The 19,264-nt window shown below is 71.5% G+C and carries 20 protein-coding genes and 1 pseudogene; 6 read left to right on the top strand and 15 right to left on the bottom strand.

Translation table 11 applies throughout. From position 1 onward, the window contains the following. Positions 1-7 precede the first annotated feature (7 nt). The gene (gene sbnA / locus ACFZDL_RS39340) at positions 8-1,006 is read left to right on the top strand and encodes a 2,3-diaminopropionate biosynthesis protein SbnA (RefSeq protein WP_353591914.1); all 999 of its coding nucleotides are present in this window, start codon (positions 8-10) and stop codon (positions 1,004-1,006) included. A gap of 12 nt (positions 1,007-1,018) precedes the next feature. On the opposite strand, the gene ACFZDL_RS39345 is transcribed toward sbnA, so the two are convergent. Both ACFZDL_RS39345 and ACFZDL_RS39350 read right to left on the bottom strand, forming a co-directional pair. Then, the gene (locus ACFZDL_RS39345) at positions 1,019-2,104 is read right to left on the bottom strand and encodes a sialidase family protein (protein WP_353591748.1); all 1,086 of its coding nucleotides are present in this window, start codon (positions 2,102-2,104) and stop codon (positions 1,019-1,021) included. Between the two features lie 101 nt (positions 2,105-2,205). Further along, positions 2,206-3,303 (bottom strand): NADH:flavin oxidoreductase/NADH oxidase, encoded by a 1,098-nt coding sequence (locus tag ACFZDL_RS39350; RefSeq protein WP_353591747.1) that lies wholly within the window; start codon positions 3,301-3,303, stop codon positions 2,206-2,208. A 124-nt stretch (positions 3,304-3,427) separates the two neighbouring features. On the opposite strand from ACFZDL_RS39350, the gene ACFZDL_RS39355 reads away from it, so the two are divergent. Next, complete coding sequence (locus ACFZDL_RS39355) at positions 3,428-3,811, top strand: ArsR family transcriptional regulator (protein WP_353591746.1); 384 nt, start codon at positions 3,428-3,430, stop codon at positions 3,809-3,811. Here the strand turns inward: ACFZDL_RS39355 and ACFZDL_RS39360 are convergent. The 3 genes from ACFZDL_RS39360 to ACFZDL_RS39370 form a co-directional block, all read right to left on the bottom strand. Continuing rightward, the gene (locus tag ACFZDL_RS39360) at positions 3,716-5,122 is read right to left on the bottom strand and encodes a nucleobase:cation symporter-2 family protein (protein WP_353591745.1); all 1,407 of its coding nucleotides are present in this window, start codon (positions 5,120-5,122) and stop codon (positions 3,716-3,718) included. The two genes, ACFZDL_RS39355 and ACFZDL_RS39360, sit on opposite strands and share 96 nt — an antisense overlap. 184 nt (positions 5,123-5,306) lie before the next feature. Then, positions 5,307-6,653, bottom strand: coding sequence for an FAD-dependent oxidoreductase (locus ACFZDL_RS39365; RefSeq protein WP_353591744.1), 1,347 nt, complete (start codon positions 6,651-6,653; stop codon positions 5,307-5,309). Positions 6,654-6,860: 207 nt separating this feature from the next. Next, positions 6,861-7,556 carry a DUF305 domain-containing protein gene (locus ACFZDL_RS39370; protein ID WP_391193690.1) on the bottom strand — a complete coding sequence of 232 codons (696 nt, stop codon included), beginning with the start codon at positions 7,554-7,556 and terminating at the stop codon, positions 6,861-6,863. Between the two features lie 227 nt (positions 7,557-7,783). Here ACFZDL_RS39370 and ACFZDL_RS39375 point away from each other — a divergent pair, with 227 nt between their 5' ends. Continuing rightward, entirely contained in the window at positions 7,784-9,241 is a 1,458-nt protein-coding gene (locus ACFZDL_RS39375) for a hypothetical protein (protein WP_353591743.1), read from the top strand. Here ACFZDL_RS39375 and ACFZDL_RS39380 read toward each other — a convergent pair. The 7 genes and pseudogenes from ACFZDL_RS39380 to ACFZDL_RS39410 all read right to left on the bottom strand — a co-directional run. Next, a complete protein-coding gene (locus ACFZDL_RS39380; protein ID WP_353591742.1) occupies positions 9,232-9,978 on the bottom strand; it encodes a helix-turn-helix domain-containing protein in 747 nt (248 codons plus the stop codon). The genes ACFZDL_RS39375 and ACFZDL_RS39380 overlap by 10 nt on opposite strands. A 177-nt stretch (positions 9,979-10,155) precedes the next feature. Further along, on the bottom strand, positions 10,156-10,866 hold the full coding sequence (locus ACFZDL_RS39385) for an HAD-IA family hydrolase (protein ID WP_353591741.1): 711 nt from the start codon (positions 10,864-10,866) through the stop codon (positions 10,156-10,158). 26 nt (positions 10,867-10,892) lie between these two features. Further along, positions 10,893-11,585: a phosphatase PAP2 family protein gene (locus tag ACFZDL_RS39390; RefSeq protein ID WP_353591740.1), complete on the bottom strand. Its 693-nt coding sequence runs from the start codon at positions 11,583-11,585 to the stop codon at positions 10,893-10,895. 58 nt (positions 11,586-11,643) lie between these two features. Next, entirely contained in the window at positions 11,644-12,132 is a 489-nt protein-coding gene (locus ACFZDL_RS39395) for an NUDIX domain-containing protein (RefSeq protein ID WP_353591739.1), read from the bottom strand. Positions 12,133-12,224: 92 nt separating this feature from the next. Continuing rightward, positions 12,225-13,160 (bottom strand): M56 family metallopeptidase, encoded by a 936-nt coding sequence (locus ACFZDL_RS39400; RefSeq protein ID WP_353591738.1) that lies wholly within the window; start codon positions 13,158-13,160, stop codon positions 12,225-12,227. Between the two features lie 107 nt (positions 13,161-13,267). Beyond that, a complete protein-coding gene (locus ACFZDL_RS39405; protein ID WP_391193732.1) occupies positions 13,268-13,693 on the bottom strand; it encodes a DUF5134 domain-containing protein in 426 nt (141 codons plus the stop codon). Positions 13,694-13,753: 60 nt separating this feature from the next. Next, positions 13,754-14,047, bottom strand: a pseudogene (locus tag ACFZDL_RS39410) (DUF5134 domain-containing protein); the annotation flags it as partial. Between the two features lie 159 nt (positions 14,048-14,206). On the opposite strand from ACFZDL_RS39410, the gene ACFZDL_RS39415 reads away from it, so the two are divergent. Next, positions 14,207-15,163 carry an SDR family NAD(P)-dependent oxidoreductase gene (locus ACFZDL_RS39415; protein ID WP_353591737.1) on the top strand — a complete coding sequence of 319 codons (957 nt, stop codon included), beginning with the start codon at positions 14,207-14,209 and terminating at the stop codon, positions 15,161-15,163. Positions 15,164-15,293: 130 nt separating this feature from the next. Here ACFZDL_RS39415 and ACFZDL_RS39420 read toward each other — a convergent pair whose 3' ends face one another. Beyond that, positions 15,294-15,434 (bottom strand): hypothetical protein, encoded by a 141-nt coding sequence (locus tag ACFZDL_RS39420; RefSeq protein ID WP_353591736.1) that lies wholly within the window; start codon positions 15,432-15,434, stop codon positions 15,294-15,296. Between the two features lie 373 nt (positions 15,435-15,807). On the opposite strand from ACFZDL_RS39420, the gene ACFZDL_RS39425 reads away from it, so the two are divergent. Both ACFZDL_RS39425 and ACFZDL_RS39430 read left to right on the top strand, forming a co-directional pair. Beyond that, positions 15,808-17,055, top strand: coding sequence for a transposase (locus ACFZDL_RS39425; protein ID WP_353591735.1), 1,248 nt, complete (start codon positions 15,808-15,810; stop codon positions 17,053-17,055). Between the two features lie 6 nt (positions 17,056-17,061). Beyond that, entirely contained in the window at positions 17,062-17,271 is a 210-nt protein-coding gene (locus ACFZDL_RS39430; protein WP_353591734.1) for a hypothetical protein, read from the top strand. On the opposite strand, the gene ACFZDL_RS39435 is transcribed toward ACFZDL_RS39430, so the two are convergent. Both ACFZDL_RS39435 and ACFZDL_RS39440 read right to left on the bottom strand, forming a co-directional pair. Next, the gene (locus ACFZDL_RS39435; protein WP_353591733.1) at positions 17,230-17,832 is read right to left on the bottom strand and encodes a GNAT family N-acetyltransferase; all 603 of its coding nucleotides are present in this window, start codon (positions 17,830-17,832) and stop codon (positions 17,230-17,232) included. The two genes, ACFZDL_RS39430 and ACFZDL_RS39435, sit on opposite strands and share 42 nt — an antisense overlap. 372 nt (positions 17,833-18,204) lie before the next feature. Further along, positions 18,205-18,555: a hypothetical protein gene (locus tag ACFZDL_RS39440; RefSeq protein ID WP_353591732.1), complete on the bottom strand. Its 351-nt coding sequence runs from the start codon at positions 18,553-18,555 to the stop codon at positions 18,205-18,207. Positions 18,556-19,264: the final 709 nt, after the last annotated feature.

The following is a 19,264-nucleotide window of genomic DNA, read 5'->3' on the forward strand; positions in this document are numbered from 1 at the left end:
GGCCGCGTTGCCGGTGATCACCTCGCCCCAGGAGTTCAACACGGAGGATCTCTACATCGACCTGCGCCCGCTGCTGGGCAGCCCGCTGCATCTGAAGTGCGAGGGGTTCAACTTCGCGGGCTCCGTCAAGCTCAAGGCGGCCGCGACCATGGTGGAGGCGGCCGAGCAGTCGGGCCTGCTCACCAAGGACTCCATTCTGGTGGAGTCCTCCTCGGGCAACCTCGGCGTGGCCCTGAGCGTGATCGCCGCCGACAAGGGCTACCGCTTCGTGTGCGTGACGGACAACCGGTGCAACCGGGCCACCCGCCGGATGATGGAGGCGCTGGGGGCGCAGGTGCACTCGGTGACCCGGCCCGACGAGGAAGGCGGATTCCTCGCCGCCCGGCTCAACCACGTCCGCGCGCTGTGCGCCGCCGACCCGCGCTACGTCTGGCTGAACCAGCACGGCAACCCGTACAACTGGATAGCCCACCAGCGCACCACCGCACCGGCCATCGCCCGGCAGTTCCCCGATCTGGATGTCCTCTTCGTCGGCGCCGGCACCACGGGCACCCTGATGGGCTGCGCCCGCTACTTCCGCGAGAGCGGGATCCCGGTGACCGTCGTCGCGGTCGACACGGTCGGTTCGGTGACCTTCGGCGGGCCGGCGCTGCCCCGGATGATCCCGGGGCTGGGGGCGGGGGTGCGGCCCGAACTGCTCGACGTCTCCTACGTGGACGACGTGGTGATGGTGGAGGAGGCGGAGACGGTCCGGGCCTGCCGACGACTCGCCTCGGCCGGCTTCCTGTTCGGGGGCTCCACGGGGACGGTCGTCGCCGGTGCGCAGCGCTGGCTGGCCGCACACCACCGGGGGGAGGAGCTCACCGCCGTGGCCATCGCGCCCGACCTCGGCGAGCGCTATCTGGACACGCTCTACCAGGAGGCCTGGGTCCGTGATGTCTACGGCGGTGCCGCGCTCGACGACGAGGACGACACCGCGCGCCGCCGATCGCTCTCGGCGCCGTGAGGGCGATGCGGCTCACCCCACCACCGCCGCCCGCACACACAGCACATCCGGAAGGTGCTCGGCGACCAGCCGCCAGCTGTCGCCGTCGTCCGCGCTCGCGTACACCTCGCCGTTGCGGTTGCCGAAGTAGACGCCCGCCGGGTCGGCGTCGTCCGTGCGCAGCGCGTCCCGCAGCACCACCCCGTAGTGGTCCTCCTTCGGCAGCCCGGCGGACAGCTCGGACCACGACGCCCCCGCGTCCTCGGTGCGGAAGACCCGGCAGCGGTAGCCGGGCGGATAGCGGTCCGAGCCGTCGCTCACCGGGAACACATAGGCCACACCGCCGCGCCGGGGGTGGGCGGCGACGGCGAATCCGAAGTCGGCCGGCAGGCCCTTGCCGATCTCCGACCAGGTCGCCCCGGCGTCATCGCTGCGGTACACCCCGCCGTGGTTCTGCAGATACAGCCGGTCGGGGTCCACCGCGTCCGGCGCGATCTTGTGGACGCACTGGCCGAACTCCGGGTACGGGTCGGGCAGGAACTCAGCCTTCAGCCCGGTGTTGGACGGGGCCCAGCTCGCCCCGCCGTCCGCGGACCGGTACACCCCGCCCGAGGACACGGCCGCCAGCACCGCGCCGGCGTCGCGGGGGTCGGTGACGACGGTGTGGACCGCCTGTCCGCCGAAGCCCGCGCCCCACTCCGGCCGCTGCGGATGCTCCCACAGGCTCCGTACGAACGAGAAGGTCTCCCCGCCGTCGTCGGACCGGAACAGGGCGCCCGGCTGGGTGCCCGCGTACACCACGTCGGGCGCGGCGGGCCCGGCCGGGTGCAGCTGCCACACCCGCTCCAGCGAGGTGTCGGTCCCCTCCGGGAACCGCACCGCGGGTGCGGGCGGCTCGTGCCAGGTGCGCCCGAGGTCGTCGGAGCGGAAGACCGACGGGCCCCAGTGCGAGCTGTCCGCCCCGGCCAGCAGCCGGGGCACGGCGCGGCGGGTGTCGATGCCGACGGAGTACACCGCCTGCATGGGGAAGTGGGGACCGGTCAGCTCCCAGCTCCCGCCCTCGCGGCGCCCGAGGAACAGCCCCTTGCGCGTGCCGATGGCGAGCAGGACGTCATCCATGGCGCATCACTCCTTGCGATGTGTCCGGCGTCACAAAGCCGGCATCACTGAGTCTGCACCCCGGCACTGACAATCAGCCCGCTCAACCACGTCACCGCAGCTCAGACGGCCCAGCCGTACTGTGACGGGACGGCGGCGACCGCGCCCAGCCCATGTGCCGCGCGCCGCGCCCAGTACGGGTCGCGCAGCAGCTCACGGCCGAGCAGCACGGCGTCCGCCTCGCCGCCCGCGAGGATCTTCTCGGCCTGCCCCGGTTCGGTGATCAGACCGACCGCGGCGACCGGAAGCCCGGTCTCCGCCTTGACGCGCGCGGCGAACGGCACCTGGTAGCCCGGGCCGGTCGGAATCCGCACCCGCGGCGCGTTGCCGCCGCTGGAGACGTCCAGCAGGTCCACTCCGTGGGCCGCGAGCTCCCGCGCGAACCGCACGGTCTCCTCGGCGGTCCAGCCCTGGCGCTCGTCGGAGTCGTCCTCGGTCAGCCAGTCGGTCGCCGAGATCCGGAAGAACAGCGGCAGCTCGTCCGGCCACACCGCGCGCACGGCGTCCACGACCTCGAGCGCGAAGCGCGTGCGGTTCTCGAAGGACCCGCCGTACTCGTCGGTGCGGCGGTTGCTGTGCGGCGAGAGGAACTCGCCGATCAGATAGCCGTGCGCGCCGTGGATCTCGGCGACCTCGAACCCGGCGGTCAGCGCGCGCCGCGCCGCCTGCGCGAACTGGTCCACGACCTCGCGGATCTGCTCGACCGTCAGCTCCTCGGGCACCGGGTAGCCCTCGTCGAACGGCACCGGGCTGGGCCCGAGCGGCTGCCAGCCGTTTCGGTCCTCGGCCACGGGCCTGCCCCCCAGCCACGGCCGGTCGGTGGAGGCCTTGCGCCCGGCGTGGGCGAGCTGGATGCCCGGCGTGGTGCCGTGCTCCTTGAGGAAGGCGGTGATCCGGCGGAAGGCCTCGGTCTGGGTGTCGTTCCACAGGCCCAGATCGGCGGGGCTGATCCGGCCCTCGGGGCTGACGGCGGTGGCCTCCACCAGGATCAGGCCGGTGCCGCCGACGGCCCGCGAGGCGTAGTGCGAGAAGTGCCAGTCGCCCGCCACACCCGTCTCCGGGCCGGTGACCTCGGCGGAGTACTGGCACATCGGGGACATCCAGATCCGGTTGGGAATGGTCAGCGACCGCAGGGTGAAGGGCTCGAACAGTGCGCTCACGGCAGGCTCCATCTCGCGTTGTCCACGGGGAATGCTCGTACGATAATCCTCGTAGTACGCCAGGTGTCAAACTACGAAGGTTCTCGTACAATGGGAACTCGTCACGAAGCACCGAGGAGCAGCCGTGCAGACGCAGACCCCCGTCCAGGAACAGCCGGCCGGCCGCTCGCTCGAGCACCCCGCGCGTGACGCCATCCGCCTCGAGGACGTGCTGCACGCGCTGTCCGACCCGATGCGGCTGCGGGTGGTGCGGACCCTGGCGGAACAGGCCCGCGAGCTGGCCTGTTCCGACATCGAGCTGCCGGTCAGCAAGTCCACCACCACCCACCACTTCCGGGTGCTGCGGGAGTGCGGGGTGATCAGCCAGATCTACCGGGGCACCGCCAAGATGAACGCGCTGCGCCGCGAGGACCTAGACGCGCTGTTCCCCGGACTGCTCGACAGCGTCCTGCTCGCCACCGCCCGCCAGGACCTGCGCTCCGGCGGCCTGGCCGGGGACGGGGGCTGAGGCCGGCCGCCCGGCCCCGGTCGGCAGGTGGTTGAAGAGCAGGTTGAGCGCGATGGCGGTGAGGCAGCCCGCGCTGATCCCGCTGGTCATGACCGTCTGGAACCAGTGCGGGAACCGCTCGTAGACGCCCGGCACGCCCACCGGCAGCAGCCCCACGGCGACCGACACCGCGACCACCGTGAGGTTGTGGTTGTCGCGGAAGTCCACCCCGGCCAGCGTCCGCAGCCCGCTCGCCGCGACCGTGCCGAACATCACCAGCCCGGCCCCGCCAAGCACCGGCGCCGGCACCGCCGCGACCAGCGCGCCCAGCTTGGGCTCCAGGCCCAGCAGCACCAGGATCCCGCCCGCCGCGGCCACGACCCAGCGGCTGTGCACCCGCGTCATCCCCACCAGGCCGACGTTCTGGGCGAAGGCGGTGTACGGGAAGGTGTTGAAGACCCCGCCCAGCAGGGTGGCCGCGCCGTCCGCGCGCAGCCCGTCCGCGAGCCGCCGGGCATCGACCTCACGGCCGGTCATCTCGCCCACCGCGATGAAGTCCCCGGTCGTCTCGGTCATGCTCACCAGCGCCACCACCAGCATCGAGGCGACGGCGGCCGCCTCGAAGGTCGGGGTGCCGAAGTGGAAGGGCGTGGAGACGCCGACCCAGTCGGAGTCGCCCACCCCGGAGAAGTCGGTGAAGCCGAGCGGCACGGCCGCCGCCGTCCCGGCCACGATGCCGACCAGCACCGCGACCCGGCCCAGAAAACCGGGGGCGAAGCGCTGCACGGCCAGCACGGCGATCAGCACCCCGGCCGCCAGGCCCAGGTTCTTCGGCGCCCCGAAGTCCGCCGAACCCTGGCCGCCGGCCGCCCAGTTGCCCGCCACCGGCAGCAGCGACAGGCCGATGACGAGGATCACCGTGCCGGTCACCAGCGGCGGGAAGAAGCGCAGCAGCCGCCCGAAGACCGGTGCGAGCAGGATCATCGCGAGGCCCGCGACGATCACCGAACCATAGATCGCCGGCAGCCCGCCGCCCCCGGTACCGATCAGCACCATCGGGGTGACCGCCGCGAAGGTGCAGCCCTGCATGATCGGCAGCCGTACGCCGAACCGCCACAGCCCCACGCACTGCAGCACGGTCGCTATCCCGCACAGCAGCAGATCCGCGTTGATGAGATACGCGAGATCAGCGGGCGGCAGTTTCATGGCACCGCCGACGATCAGCGGCACGGCGACCGCGCCCGCGTACATCGCGAGCACATGCTGCAGACCGAAGGCGGCGAGCTGTCCGGGCGGCGGGACCTCGTCCACAGGATGGCGTGCGGGCTTCATGGCGGCTCCTTCTACGGCTACGCGAACGCTGGGGAGTAGGTAGCACGACAACTGGACGCGACGATAGAAGCCTTGATCAATTCGTTGGTTTCACCGGCGTTGCGGCCGCGTGTTCCACGGCGTGTGTTCCGGGGTGTTGTTCCGGGCGTGTGTTCCTGGGCGTGTGTTCCAAAGGGGCCGGGGCTCAGCCCCGAGCGTCGCGGGCCGCCGTCAGCAGCCCGGGCCAGTCCGGGATCTTCACCCGCGGCCGCCCCAGCGCCTGCCCGAGCGCCGACTCCGCCGCCTCGATCCGCAGCCAGCCGGGCCACTCCACCGGCTCCAGACCCATCGCGCGCAGCGCCGCCGGCGGGTCCTCGACGACCGGGCGCGAGGCCAGGGCGGCAGCGTCGGACAGAAGGGAGGCGATGGTCTCCTTGGCGCACGACCGGTTCGTCCCGATGACCCCGGTCGGCCCCCGCTTGATCCATCCCGCCACGTACTCGCCGGGCGAAGGCGCGCCGCCGCGCACCACCCGCCCCTGCTCGTGCGGGACCGTTCCGCTGTCCGCCGCGAACGGCAGCCCGGGCAGCGGGACGCCCCGGTAGCCGACCGACCGCAGGACCAGCTGCGCCGGCACGTCCTCGAAGCCGCCGGTCCCGGCGACCCCACCCGTCCCGTCCGGCGCGGTCCGCTCGAACCGCACCGCCCGTACGGCGCCCTCGCCGAGCAGCGCCGCCGGGCGCAGGAAGAAGCGCAGATGGATCCGGCGCGGCCGGCCGGCGGGCTCGCGGCGCGCCCAGTCGCGCAGCACCTCCACATTGCGCCGGATGGGCCCCGGCAGCCGGGACGGGTCCGCGAACGCCGGGTCCATCGCCAGCTCCTCAGGCCGCACCAGCACATCGGCGCCGGTCAGCGCGCCGAGCTCGCGCAGCTCCTTGGTGGTGAACTTGGCCTGCGACGGACCACGCCTGCCGACCATGTGCACATCGGTCACCCGGCTGTCGGCGAGCGTGCCGAGGGCGGCGTGCGGCACGTCGGTGGCGCGCAGCTCCTCCGCCCCGCGGGCGAGCACCCGCGCCACGTCGACCGCGACATTGCCGACCCCGATGACCACGGCGGAGCGCGCGCCCAGCGCGAAGGCGTCGATCGCCGAGTCGGGGTGGGCGCTGTACCAGGAGACGAACTCGGTGGCCGAGAAGCTGCCCGGCAGCTCCTCGCCGGGGATGCCGAGCCGGCGGTCGGTCGCCGCCCCCACGCAGTACACGACCGCGTGGTACAGCCCGAGCAGCCGCTCGGGCACCAGCGGCGCGGGCCCCACCGGCACATTGCCCAGGAAGCTGACCCGGGGGTGCTCCAGGACCGCGCGGAGGGTGTTCTGCAGCGACTTGATCTTCTCGTGGTCCGGGGCGACCCCGTAGCGCACCAGTCCGTACGGGCAGGGCAGCCGGTCGAGCACATCCACGGCCACATCGGGAACGGCCTGCTGCTGGACGAGCGCCTGGGCTGCGTAGACCCCGCTCGGCCCGGATCCGACGACTGCTACGCGAAGCACGGCGGAGCTCCTTCCGCAGGATGTCTCCAGCATCGCACCGGAGGGGGCCCGGTCCGGCATAACGCGCCGGATACCAGTCCCCCGGGTGACCGCCGACGCCGGAGGCTGACGTTCCGGAACCGGTGCCCGGCGCCCAGGACCCGGGACCCGGCACCCGGGACCCGGACCCCGCACACGGAGCCCGGCGCCCGCCGCGGGCCCCGCGTGCTATCCGAGCTGCTGCATCCGCCGGATCTCGGCGCTCTGCTGCGCGATGACGTCGTCCGCCATCTCCTCCACCTTCACGTTGTTGCCCTGGGCCAGGACGTCCGTGGCCATGGAGATCGCGCCGGAGTGATGGGTGATCATCAGCTTGAGGAAGAGCTTGTCGAACGCGGCTCCCTTGGCGGCGCGCAGCTGGTCCAGCTGCTTCTGCGTGGCCATGCCGGGCATGGAGCCGTGGCCGTGCCCGCCCTCGTGGTCCGCCGTACCGTCCTCAGAGCCGCCGCTCGTCCGCAGCCAGCCCTTCATCGCCTCGATCTCCGGTTTCTGCCCGGCGGAGATGCGCTCGGCGAGCCGTCTGACTTTCGACGACTTCGCCCGGTCGGGGGCCAGAGCGGTCATCACCAGGGCCTGCCGGTGGTGCTCGATCATCATGCGGACGTAGGTGAAATCGGCCGAGTTGGGGGAGTCGTCGTCCTTCGCCTTCGCGGCCTCCTCGGCCGTCAGCTTTCTGGCCGCCTCCCCGGGCTTGCCCGGCGCGATCACCGAGGGCCCGGAGTCCTTGGCCTTGCCGTCGGCCTTGGCGCCGCCGTCGGCCTCGCAGCCGGTGAGGGCCAGCGCCAGGGCCGCGGCCACCGCCGCGACCGCGAGCGAGGCGGCGCGTGCGGCACGGGCGGTCGTGGTCGTACGCCGGATCAACACCGTGACCTCCAGAGACTTTTGCAGACTGTGCTGACCGTATTAGCACGTAAGTGGCTGATCCATGCAAGGAATCTTCGTTACATATTCATTGCCGACTGTTGGGATGTACATGGAACGAGTGATACTGCCCAGGGCTCACGCCCATGCATCGCTCAACCCCGAACGGGAAAGAAGGGAGGACGCAGTTGAAGCCGTGGCACAGACTCCAGATGCGCCATAGATCCTCGATGCGCCCCCGACACCTCGGCACCACCGTGGTCGCCTTCGGTCTCCTCGCCTCGCTGTTCGCCGTGAGCCCGGCGGCGGCGACGCCCGACCCCGGAGCCACCCCGAAGAGTGAACGGGTGTCCAAGGGACAGGCCGACGAGGTCAAGGCGGCCATCAAGGATGGCGAGATACCGGGTGTGGACGAGATCGTCCACAGCGACAACGTCAGCCATCTGACGAACATCCCCAAGCAGGCCCTCAAGGGCACCAACTCGGACCTGGCCTTCCAGGGCAAGTACGCCTTCGCGGGCAACTACGACGGCTTCGTCATCTACGACATCAGCGACCCGAAGCAGCCGAAGACCGTCAGCCAGGTGCTCTGCCCGGGCTCGCAGAACGACATCAGCGTCTCCGGGAACCTGCTCTTCCTCTCCACGGACTCCTCGCGCAGCGACAACTCCTGCAGCAGCACCACGCAGCCCGCCACGGAGAAGTCGTCCTGGGAGGGCATGAAGGTCTTCGACATCAGCGACAAGACCGAGCCGAAGTACGTCGCCGCCGTCGAGACCTCCTGCGGCTCGCACACCCACACCCTGGTGCCCGAGCGGGACAACGTCTACATCTACGTCTCCTCCTACTCCCCGGACGCCACCTTCCCGGACTGCCAGCCGCCGCACGACGGGATCTCCGTCATCAAGGTGCCGCGCAGCGCGCCCGAGAAGTCGGCGGTCGTCGACTTCCCGGTGCTCTTCCCGGACGGCGGCAACCCGGGCGAGCCCGCCAACCCGGGCGTGTCCAAGACGACCGGCTGCCACGACATCACCAGCTTCCCCAAGCTGAAGCTGGCGGCGGGCGCCTGCATGGGTGACGGCATCCTGCTGGACATCGCCAATCCGGCCAAGCCGCGGGTCATCGACCGGGTCGAGGACAACGTCAACTTCGCCTTCTGGCACTCGGCGACCTTCAACGAGCGCGGCAACAAGGTCGTGTTCACCGACGAGCTCGGCGGCGGCGGGGCCGCGACCTGCAACGCCGAGGTCGGCCCGGACCACGGCGCCGACGGCATCTACGACATCGTCGGCAAGGGCGACCACCGCAAGCTGGTCTTCCGGAACTACTACAAGATCCCGCGCTACCAGGCGAACACCGAGAACTGCGTCGCCCACAACGGCTCGCTGATCCCGGTCAAGGGCCGCGACATCATGGTCCAGGCGTGGTACCAGGGTGGCGTGTCCATCTGGGAGTTCACCGACTCCGCGCACCCGAAGGAGATCGGCTACTTCGAGCGCGGTCCCATCTCCGCCGACACGCTGGTGGGCGGGGGCTCCTGGTCCGCGTACTACTACAACGGCTACATCTACTCGAACGACATCGCCAAGGGTTTCGACGTCCTGAAGATCGACGACCGGCGCACCGACGGCGCCCGGTCGGTGCGGCTGCGCGAGCTGAACGTGCAGACGCAGCCCGACTACCGCTGACCGTCCGCCCCGGACGGCCTCCGGCCGTCCGGGGCGTCACCACCCGTCTCCCCGCCCGCTCCGCCGTCTGTCGCGGCGTCTGCTCCGCCCTCTGTCCCGCCCTCTGCTCCGCCGTTTGTCCCGGCGGCGGCTTTCGTGCCCGGCGGGACGCCCAGCTCCCAGTCGAGCTTGTAGCGGTTGAACAGCTCGGCCCGCAGCCGCTCGACCGGCATCGGGGCCCCCGGCAGCAGCACCGCGACCACCGCGCCCATCAGCTGCGCGCGTAACAGCCGGTAGTCGGCGTCCGGCTCCGACGATCCGTACCGGACCACCGTCTCGCGGAGCAGCGCGGCCAGCCGCTGCTGCTCGGCGCACTTGATGAACCCCTCGGCCGTCAGGATGCCCGCCATATGCGTCCGCATCAGCCGCGGACGCTCCACGGCGAGTCCCAGGATCGCGTCGATCGCGCGCGCCAGCCACTCCCGGCCCGCGTCCTCGCCGTCCGGCCGCGGCTCGCGCTCAAGGCCCTTGGCCAGCTCCAGATGCATCAGCCGGTGCACGGCCGTCTGCAGCAACTGGCGCTTGCCGGGGAAGTAGTAGGAGACCAGACCGCGCGCGGCCCCCGCCCGATCGGCGATATCGGCGAGCGTCGTCGCCTCGTAGCCGCGCTCGCCGACCAGCTCGACCGTCGCCTGGAGCAGGCGCTCCTGGGACCGGCGGCGCAACTCCTCATTGACCGAAGCGCTCCGGGGGGACATGCTGTAACTCCTGCGTTGACTGGCTCTTGGCCAATATACTCAGTGCGGTCTCGGGTTGTCCGCCACCTTGCCCTGGCGGCCCCGAGGCTCCGTCGATTTCGGGCGACGCGGGGGATCGCCCGAAATCGGCGGCTTGGCCTTGTCCATGACGGGCTTTTACGGGTTCTCGCGGCCCTCTCAGGGCGTTTCGGCCGCGCCCGCGAGCTCAAGCACCGGCCGCAGCCCCTCGGGCCGCTGCTCCACCGGCAGATGGTCCACCAAGTGCACTTGGCAGCCCAGCCGCGCCGCCCCCGCGTCCGCCCGCCGGTCGTCGCCCACCATCACGGTGTCGGCCGGGGCCGGCCCGAGCGCGTCGCACGCCATCCGGAACAGCCGGAGGTCCGGCTTCTGGACGCCGTGCTCGTACGAGAGCACATAGGCGTCCACGAACTCGTCAAGCCCGTGCGCCCGGAACACCGGCCGCAGATCCCAGCCGATGTTGCTGACCACCGCGATCCGCACCCCGCGCCGCCGCAGCTCGCCCAGCACCTCGGCCGCGTCGGGGTACGGCCGCCAGGCGGCCGGGGCCATGTGACGGTCGTACAGCGCGTCGTACAGCTCAGGGCGGGGCAGCCGCACCTCGCGGGCCAGCCCGGTGTAGGCGGCGCGGTGGTTCTCGGCGCTGCGGTCCCGTACGCCCCACACCTCGGCCAGGTGGGGCGGTACGGCCCGGGGCGGGGCGCCGCCCGGCAGCGCCCCCGCGTCCTCCAACCGCCGCGCGTACCGCGGAACGTCCTCCTCGGGGACGGCCGTGCCGGTTGCGTCGAGCGCGGCCCGCAGCCAGGACTCGGTCGGCTCGATGCGGAAGAGGGTCCCGGAGAAGTCGAAGAGCGCACCCTTGATCGTCATGCCCCCATCGTTCCAGGAGCGCCCCCTCAGCGGGGCGTACCGGCCGATCCCCCCGCCGACTCGTCCGCACCGTCCGGCGGAACGGACCGGCTGTCCGGGTACGCGGCCGCCGCCGCGCACACCAGGGCAACGCCCAGCAGCCAGCCGCCCAGCACGTCGGTGGGCCAGTGCACCCCCAGATACACCCGGGTGAACCCCACCCCGGCCGCGGACACCGCGGCGAGCAGCGCCGCGGCCCTCAGCCAGGCCGGCCGCGCCCCGCACCGCCCCATCACCCACAGCAGCAGCCCGAACGCGACGGTGGCCGTGAGCGCGTGGCCGGACGGGAAGGCCGCATAGTGTGCCGAGTCCACCGGGTTCCGCCAGTGCGGGCGCTCCCGGCCGACCGCCGCCTTGACGCCCTGCTGCAGCGCGGTCCCGGCGGCGGTGGTGGCCGCGACCCACAGCGCGAGCAGCCGCTCCCGGCACCACAGCAGCCACCCGGCGAGCACCGCCATCCCCGCACGCATCGTCCAGGGGTCCCACACCCAGTCGGTCAGCACCTTGTTGGCCTCGGTCCAGCCGTGGTGCGTCACCGCCGTCCGGTGCAGGGCTTCCGCGATGTCCCCGTCGGTGTCCTCCAGCGGCCCCCAGCGGGCCACGACCAGGATCAGCAGGACCACGAACAGCACGGTCAGGACGGCGGCGGCGGATACGGCACGGAGCCTCGAGACGTGCATGGGTCGATGATCGCGCATGGCCGGGCGCGCGGGTCGGCCAGGGCCGCCGGATGCGGCACTAGATCCGCCGGGCGCGGAAGAGGGCGAGGGTCTCCTCCAACTGTGAATGGCGCGGGGCGGGCAGGTCATCCGGGGCGAACCAGCCGAGCGCGTCGAACTTGTGCGGCTCGCCGATGGCCACCTGCGACGGGTCCACCTCCACCGCGCACACCACGGCCACCCAGTGGGAGACGGGGTCGCCGCGCAGGATGTTGCGGACGCCGATGGTCTCGACCGTGAGCGCCTGTGCGGTGTACTCCTCCCGGACCTCACGCGCGACGGCCGCCTCGAACGTCTCGCCGTGCTCCAGCGCCCCGGCACCGGTGTCCCAGGTCCCCGGCTCGTCGCGCGCCCCCGCGCCGCGCCGGGCCAGCAGGACGCGCCCTTGGCCGTCGTGGCACACGAACACACAGGAGACGGTGGGAGCCGTCAGCGCCCGGTCGCCCGGGCGTGCGGACGGCGCGCGGTCCGGGTGAGCCGTGGGGGTGCCGGGCGGTGTGCGGGTCATGTGGATCGCGCCTTCCCATGGAGAGTGACAGCCCGCGACTGCAGCCGCGCGCGCCCCGCCCAAACTACCTGCCCACGGGGGTGATACCCAGCTCAGCCCAGCACCCGCAGCGCCGGGACCAGCGTGACCACGAGCGGGACGACGGGCACCAGCGCCGCCGCGGCCGTCAGCCGCAACCGGCGCGCGGGGGAGAGCCGGGCGGCGGGGGCGAGCAGCCGGTCCACCCGCTGCGGGACCTCCGCCAGCTGGGCCGGGACGGGGCCGAACACCCCGCGGTGCTCGTTCAGTTCAACCAGCGCGAGCGCGGTCGTCAGCCGCCCGAAGCGGCGCGAGGCGGAGTCGTCGGCGGCCAGCTCCACCAGCCGGTGCACCTGGTCCCGGAAGGCCGCGAACACCGGCACCTGCGGAAAGCCCGTGGCCAGCGCGGAGGAACAGTGCAGCAGCCAGTGGTGGCGGGCCCGGGCGTGCCCCTGCTCATGCGCCAGCACGGCGTCCAGCCGGCGGCCCTTGAGACGGCGCAGCGCCGCCGTGGTGATGACCAGCCGGGGCGGAGTGCCCGGCAGCCACCACGCCTCGGGCCGCTCGCCCTCCAGCACCACCAGACGGTCGCCGGTGGGCTCCTCGCCGGGCAACGCCGGGCACCGGTCGAGCAGTTCCGCCCGGCGCTGCTTGCGCCGTGCCCGCGCCCGGCCGATCTCCCGCGTCAGCATCACCGCCGTCCACACGGCACCGCAGGCCAGGGCGAGGGCGACGGGGGCGGCCCAGGGCCCGTACGCGGACAGCGCGTACGCCTCCACCACGCCATGGGGCGCGGGGGCGAAGACATTCCCGCGCACGGCCTGCGAGGCGGCCGCCGCGGTCAGCGCCATGGTCAGCCCGCAGCAGAGCAACACGGCGACCACCACGCACTGCCACACCCACAGGGCGAGCACGGGTTCGCGGTCGGCCCAGTCGGACCGGGCCAGCAGGCGGGGCGCCATTGCCGCCGCCAGAGCGCCGAGGCCCATCAGCGCGAGCGGGACCATCATGGCCGTTACCTTATGAGCGCGGTGTCGGGGCGGATACGGTCCTGCGGCCGGAAGTGACGTACGCCACGGTCGCCGGAGGCCGGGCGAGATCGGCCCCGGGCGCCGACTCAGAGCGTCAGCAACATCGCCAGCATCCCGATCCCCATGGACAGCCTGCACGCGTCCGCCAGTTCGGGCCGCCGCGACCAGGCGAGGCCGCCGGAACCGCCCCCCGCCGGCCCGGCCGGCGCCAGCCGCGTCGCCAACCACACCACGTACACCGCGAAGTACACGAGCAGCACGGCGGTGAGCGGCGGCACGCCGCCCGGCACCCGCCCCTGCGCCGCGTGCCCCGCGTGGCCGTGGCCGCCCGGGGCACCCACCGCCATCGCGAGCGCCATATAGACCATCGCCAACGCCCCGACCGCGTGGTGCAGATGATGCCCCAGGGCGTGTCCGCAAAGTCGCGTCGGATCAGCCCGCGGCGTCTGGTGCGTGCGATCGCAAGGCGGAGGGTCGCCCTCGTGCTGGGCGTACTTGGGCGATCCCGACAACGCGGCGCGGGGGCACCTCCCAGCGGTAGCTGGGGGCGCGTGCAGGCGTCGCGGGCCCGGCGGGACTTTGCGGACACGGCCTGGCGCCCTGCCGGGGCCGCGCCGCGCGGGCAGCAGCGCCCGTACGGCCGCCACGGCGAACACCGCCGCGAGCAGGGGCGGGCCCCACGGCCGGGGGTCCAGCGCGGCGGCGGGCACCGCCATCACCGCCATCCCCCACCCCATCAGCGCCTCCGCCCCCGCGGCCCGCCGCACCCGGCCGGGCGGCTCGCCGCGCATCCGCAGCAGGCAGTACGACCCCGTGGCCGCGCACAGCGCGACCAGCAGCCAGCCGACCAGCGGCGGTCCGTGCACGGCGCACCTCCCGGGACGGACGGATCCCCCGGAGGCTGCCCAGCGGGCGCCCGGCATACGGGAGCGCACGGGGGCAACGGGGGGAGCGCGGTCCGCGGTTCCGGGCCCGAGGTCGCGAACTTGACCTCGTGTGCGCTCCAAGTCCTAGCGTCCCGGGACATGACCACCGAGCAACACAAGATCGGCAGCGGCTTCGGCGCGCACAGCACCGCGGACGACGTACTCACCGGTATCGACCTGTCGGGCAGGACCGCCCTGGTCACCGGCGGCTACTCCGGCCTCGGCCTGGAGGCCACCCGGGCCCTGGCCCGGGCCGGCGCCCACGTCGTCGTCCCGGCCCGCAGGCCCGATGCCGCGCGAGAGGCCCTGCGCGGCATCGCGGGGACGGAGGTGCGGGAGCTGGAGCTGTCCGATCCGGAGAGCGTACGGGTCTTCGCGGACCGCTTCCTGGAGACCGGGCGCGCCCTCGACGTCCTCATCGCCAACGCGGGCGTCATGGCCTGCCCCGAGACCCGCGTCGGCCCCGGCTGGGAGGCGCATTTCGCGATCAACCACCTCGGTCACTTCGCCCTCGTCAACCGGCTCCGCCCGGCGCTGGCCCCCGGCGGGGCGCGAGTGGTGTCCGTGGCTTCGTCGGGCCACTTCCTCTCCGACATCCGCTGGGACGACCTCCACTTCCGCACGGGCTACGACCGGTGGCTGGCCTACGCCCAGTCGAAGACCGCGAACGCCCTCTTCGCCCTGCACCTCGACGCGCTGGGCGCACACACCGAAGTCCACGCCTTCGCCCTCCACCCGGGCAGCATCCTCACCCCCCTGCAACGGCACATCCCCCGCGACGAGCAGATCGCCCAGGGCTGGATCACCGCCGACGGCCGGCCCGCGGACGGCTTCAAGACCCCGGCCCAGGGCGCGGCGACGGCCGTATGGGCCGCCACCTCGCCCCTGCTGGACGGCCGCGGGGGCGCGTACTGTCAGGACTGCGACATCGCCGAGCCCGCCACGACGGATGACATGCTGATCGGCGGGGTCAAGCCCTGGGCCGTGGATCCCGCCTCGGCGGCCCGGCTGTGGGAGCTGTCCAGCGAACTCACGAACCTGGACGCGTTCTCGTAGGACCCGCGACGGTCGGCCGTCGCGACGTTAAACGGCTGGACCTCCCTCTCGGGCCTCGGCACACCATGGAGGGTGCCGGTGACGGTCCAGAGCGAGGCCCGGCCCACCGCGTTCCGGGCCGCCAGAAGCGTCAGCCCGAAGGGTGACTGCCTTCTTCGAAGTCCACCAGGTTCTCGAAGCGTACGGCCTGAGCCCAGTCGACGTGCTCGTCCGGAGCGGCCAGCCCGGACGCGACCTTCCCGGTGGCGGCAACGGTGTGAGCTGAGGACACGAAAAGCCGGTGGCGACACAGCGAGCCGGTGTCTGATTGATCGGCATCACGGAAGTCCTCATTCAGCGGGTGCGCACAGTACGGGAGCTGCCGGAACCCGGAGTGGCGCTGCGGGAGCATCGGGGCCTGCTGCAGGTCCGGCAGCCGCAGGTGCCGATGGTCATTGGGACTCTTGCAACGAACCCCGGTCGTTCACGCGGATCGCATCCCATGATGCCGACGCGGAGCGTCGCAGGACCGTCTCTGCCGGGTGAGCACCCGCATTGCACGCCGACTGAGGGGGAGTCGCACGTGTGTGCGATTGGGTCGCGCGTGCGGGTGACTGGTGTACGGGACTGAAATGTTTGTACGCCCGACCACGTAGAGTCGCGGCATGAAGCTGGTGGTGCAGGTGAAGCTCCTGCCGACGCCCGAGCAGGCGTCGGCTCTGGAGGCGACCCTGACCGCCTGCAACGAGGCGGCCACCTGGGTCAGCTCGCTCGCCCACGAACGCGGGGTCAGCCGGAATTTCGCGTTGCGTAAACTTGCCTATGCGCAGGTCCGCGCCCGGTGGGGGCTCGGGGCGCAGGCCGCCCAGCATGTCATCAAGAAGACATGCGACGCGTACGCCACTTTGACGGCGAACCTGAGGGCCGGGAACCTCGGCAGGCCGGGCTCGAAGCGTTACCGCAAGGCCACCGGGAAGCCGATCACCTTCCGCCCCGAGGGCGCCCAGCCGTATGACGACCGGATGCTGTCCTGGCAGATCGCCGAGCGGCGGGTCTCGGTCTGGACACTGGCAGGCCGGGTCAAGAACGTGAGGTTCACCGCCTCAGTGGAGCAGGCCGCCACCCTGGCCCTGCACCGCCAGGGCGAGTCGGACCTGGTGCGCCGGGACGGCATGTGGTTCCTCATGGCGACCTGCGAGGTGCCCGAGGCGCCGCTGAACACCGAGCCGGCGGACTTCCTGGGCATCGACCTGGGCATCATCAACATCGCCACCACTTCCGACGGCGAAATCCTGGCAGGGCGCTCCCTCAACCGCGCCCGGACGCGCGAGTGGAAACTGCGCGCCAAGCTGCAGAGGAAGAACACGCCGTCGGCCAGGCGCCGGTTGAAGAAGCGGCGCCGCAAGGAGGCACGGCGGGCGAGGGATATCAATCACAAGATCGCGAAGCATGTGGTGGCCGAGGCGGAACGCACCGGTCGCGGGATCGCCCTGGAAGACCTCAGGGGCATCCGTGGGCGGGTACGGCTTGGTAAGCCCCAACGGGCCACCGTGCACTCCTGGGCCTTCGCCCAGCTGGGCAGCTTCATCGCCTACAAGGCCCGCAAGGCGGGGGTGCGGGTGGTGCACGTCGATCCGGCGTACACCTCCCGCACCTGTGCCGAATGCGGTCACATCGACAAGGCGAACCGGGTGAGTCAAGCCTGGTTCGCATGCCGGTCCTGCGGATTCGTTGATCACGCAGACCGGAATGGCTCCCGCAACATCCGCGCTCGCGCACGGCAGTTGTGGCGACGCGGGGCCCCGTCAACGGCCCCCCGCCCCACCTCGGAATCCCGCGCTGGGGCTGGACGCAAGCGCAGCGTCACTGCCAGTGACGCCCGCTGTGCAAGCTCTTCGCTTGGCGAAAGGTAGTTGACCATGCCGCGCCGCCATCGCCGCCCGCCCTCGGTGCGGCTCGCCCCCGGGGAGTGGCTGCGGTGGCAGATCAACCACCGGTTCGTCGGTCTCTGCGGCGGGGAGTGGCACTACCGGCTCGACACCCTCAACATCGCTTACGGCCCGGTCACCCCGGACGTCTTCCTGGGCTCACCGACGCGTCGCGTCGACGAACGCGGCCATCTGCGCTGACCGGGGCCGTATGTGCACATGGCCGCTGAGGGGGAACGCCGGCGGTGCCGCGGGCAGCAGCGTGGCCAGTTCGTACCCGCTCTTGTGCGCGACGCGGCATGACGCCTCGTTGTCCACCTGGTGCAGCAGCTCAAGACGCGCCAGACCGTCACCGGCGAACGTGGCGAAGGCCCAGTCGGTCAACGCCCGCAGCGCCCGGGGCGCGACGCCCCGGCCGCGCGCGTGTGCCGCGGTCCAGTAACCGACTTCGGCCGAGGGCGCGCCGGAGGTGACGTTCTTGAGCGCCACATGCCCCGCCAACCGCTCCTCGCGCGCCGTGGTTCGGGTCTCGACCACGGCGAAGCTGAAGCGGTCCCCCTCCTCCCACCCCCGCTGCTGCTCCCGGATCCACCGCGCCGCGTCCGCCTCGTCGTCCACGGCCGCGTTCGTCCAGCGGCGCACGGCGCGGTCACGGGTCAGCTCCACGAGGTCCGCGGCGTCCGCCGGGCCCCAGGGGCGCAGAACGAGTCCGGGCGCCGATGGGGTGGCGTCCACTTCCAGCCGCGCGGCGATGATGTCCATCGGCCGAGAATACGGGGCCCGACCCGGACCTAGACGCCCGGCCGGTAGCGCAGGGGGTGGTCCTCCGGCACCTCCACGACCGCGATCCGCACGCTGTCCGGATGGTAGAAAAAGGGTCTTAGTTTGACCCTTCTGACCCCAGTCTGACTTTCCGCAGGTAGAGGGGGAGGAGGCCCGCCCGACGGTCACGGGCCCCGGACCCAGATCGCTACCCCATAACAGTAGTAGGCGGGAGGAACGCGCAGCCGTAGCGAATGGCGTGCGGTTCAACCTCCCGGCCAGCGTCCGGTGCCGCTCCTGCGCTCCCCGTCTCTCCTCCGGGTAGAAGCGCGGTCGAGTGGCGCCGGATGACGGTCCGTGAGCCCGTCCCGCTCAGAGGCCACCGGTGATCGCGCTGAACACGTCGATGGCGCGTCGGAAGCTGCGCCCGAGCACGATGACGAAGGCGGCGATCAACACGATTCCGTAGACGTACGGCTGCGCGCTCTCCGGGACAACGCCGGGGGTTGCCACACCGATAATTCCGCCACCAGCGAGCCCAAGGGCGATGAGGTAACGCAGTGCTTCCCAGTTGTGTTGAGCTGGAACACCTGTGAGTTGCTGATCATCCAGAAGCTCACCGATACGCCCCTCGCAGTACCGGTCCGAAATCTTCAGCAGTGCTTCGGCGATTTCGCGTAGGGCCTCGTTCGGAGAGTGATCCAGATTGGTTTCAAGCTCCATAAGGGCTGTCGAGACGCGGCGCTCGTGGTGCTTTAGAGGCTTCCTGCGATGGGATCGACGGGCGACGGTTCCGCGGCTGTCATGGGCGTTGAGGACCGCGCGTCGAACTGCCTTTAGTCGCCTCGACAACTTCCTGTACCGTGCGGGCCTGTGCTGGCCTCCTCGTCGTACCTCGCTGCACGCATGGATCGCCTCAGCGCATTGAGTGACGAGGGCATATCGACGAGCCATGAGGAATCGCGAAACTCGTGATCCAGTTTGCCTGAAATTCAGAATGTACTCGCCGAAATCATCTAGTAATACAAAGATCAAGGCCATGGCAAGCGCTGCGCATGAGACGATTGTTAGAGATGTTACCCAAGGATTATTGTCGTGCTCGTTGAGCCAGGCGATCACAGCGTGACCAGGCAGGGGATCCTCAGACAGAATCAGTGCCTTGTCAAGCCACCAACCCGCCATCAGTATGGCACCTAGGGCGAACATGCCGAGAAGTCCGAGAAGGGTATTCCGCTTCCAGCGTCGTAGGTGAAAGCGACGCCTTAGTGCAACCCTGACTCGGCGAGTAACCAGATTCTCTACCCCCAGCGTTTTGCAATCCAGATGGAACTGTCTCACTAGTTCCTCGAACGGGCGGGTGCTCCACGGTGTCGCGTCAGGGGTGGTCGTGGCGGGTAACGGCGTACTTGCTGCCGACTGGTCTGGTTGCGCT

Origin of the sequence: Streptomyces sp. NPDC007917 (assembly GCF_042959105.1) — a bacterium.
GTDB lineage: Bacteria > Actinomycetota > Actinomycetes > Streptomycetales > Streptomycetaceae > Streptomyces.

Bases quoted from the DNA above. Each gene is read 5' to 3' on its own strand.
- ACFZDL_RS39345 (WP_353591748.1), bottom strand. From the start codon at position 2,104: ATGGATGACGTCCTGCTCGCCATCGGCACGCGCAAGGGGCTGTTCCTC.
- ACFZDL_RS39360 (WP_353591745.1), bottom strand. From the start codon at position 5,122: ATGAAGCCCGCACGCCATCCTGTGGACGAGGTCCCGCCGCCCGGACAG.
- ACFZDL_RS39375 (WP_353591743.1), top strand. From the start codon at position 7,784: ATGCGCCCCCGACACCTCGGCACCACCGTGGTCGCCTTCGGTCTCCTC.
- ACFZDL_RS39380 (WP_353591742.1), bottom strand. From the start codon at position 9,978: ATGTCCCCCCGGAGCGCTTCGGTCAATGAGGAGTTGCGCCGCCGGTCC.
- ACFZDL_RS39385 (WP_353591741.1), bottom strand. From the start codon at position 10,866: ATGACGATCAAGGGTGCGCTCTTCGACTTCTCCGGGACCCTCTTCCGC.
- ACFZDL_RS39390 (WP_353591740.1), bottom strand. From the start codon at position 11,585: ATGCACGTCTCGAGGCTCCGTGCCGTATCCGCCGCCGCCGTCCTGACC.
- ACFZDL_RS39395 (WP_353591739.1), bottom strand. From the start codon at position 12,132: ATGACCCGCACACCGCCCGGCACCCCCACGGCTCACCCGGACCGCGCG.
- ACFZDL_RS39400 (WP_353591738.1), bottom strand. From the start codon at position 13,160: ATGATGGTCCCGCTCGCGCTGATGGGCCTCGGCGCTCTGGCGGCGGCA.
- ACFZDL_RS39415 (WP_353591737.1), top strand. From the start codon at position 14,207: ATGACCACCGAGCAACACAAGATCGGCAGCGGCTTCGGCGCGCACAGC.
- ACFZDL_RS39425 (WP_353591735.1), top strand. From the start codon at position 15,808: ATGAAGCTGGTGGTGCAGGTGAAGCTCCTGCCGACGCCCGAGCAGGCG.
- ACFZDL_RS39430 (WP_353591734.1), top strand. From the start codon at position 17,062: ATGCCGCGCCGCCATCGCCGCCCGCCCTCGGTGCGGCTCGCCCCCGGG.
- ACFZDL_RS39435 (WP_353591733.1), bottom strand. From the start codon at position 17,832: ATGGACATCATCGCCGCGCGGCTGGAAGTGGACGCCACCCCATCGGCG.
- ACFZDL_RS39440 (WP_353591732.1), bottom strand. From the start codon at position 18,555: ATGGAGCTTGAAACCAATCTGGATCACTCTCCGAACGAGGCCCTACGC.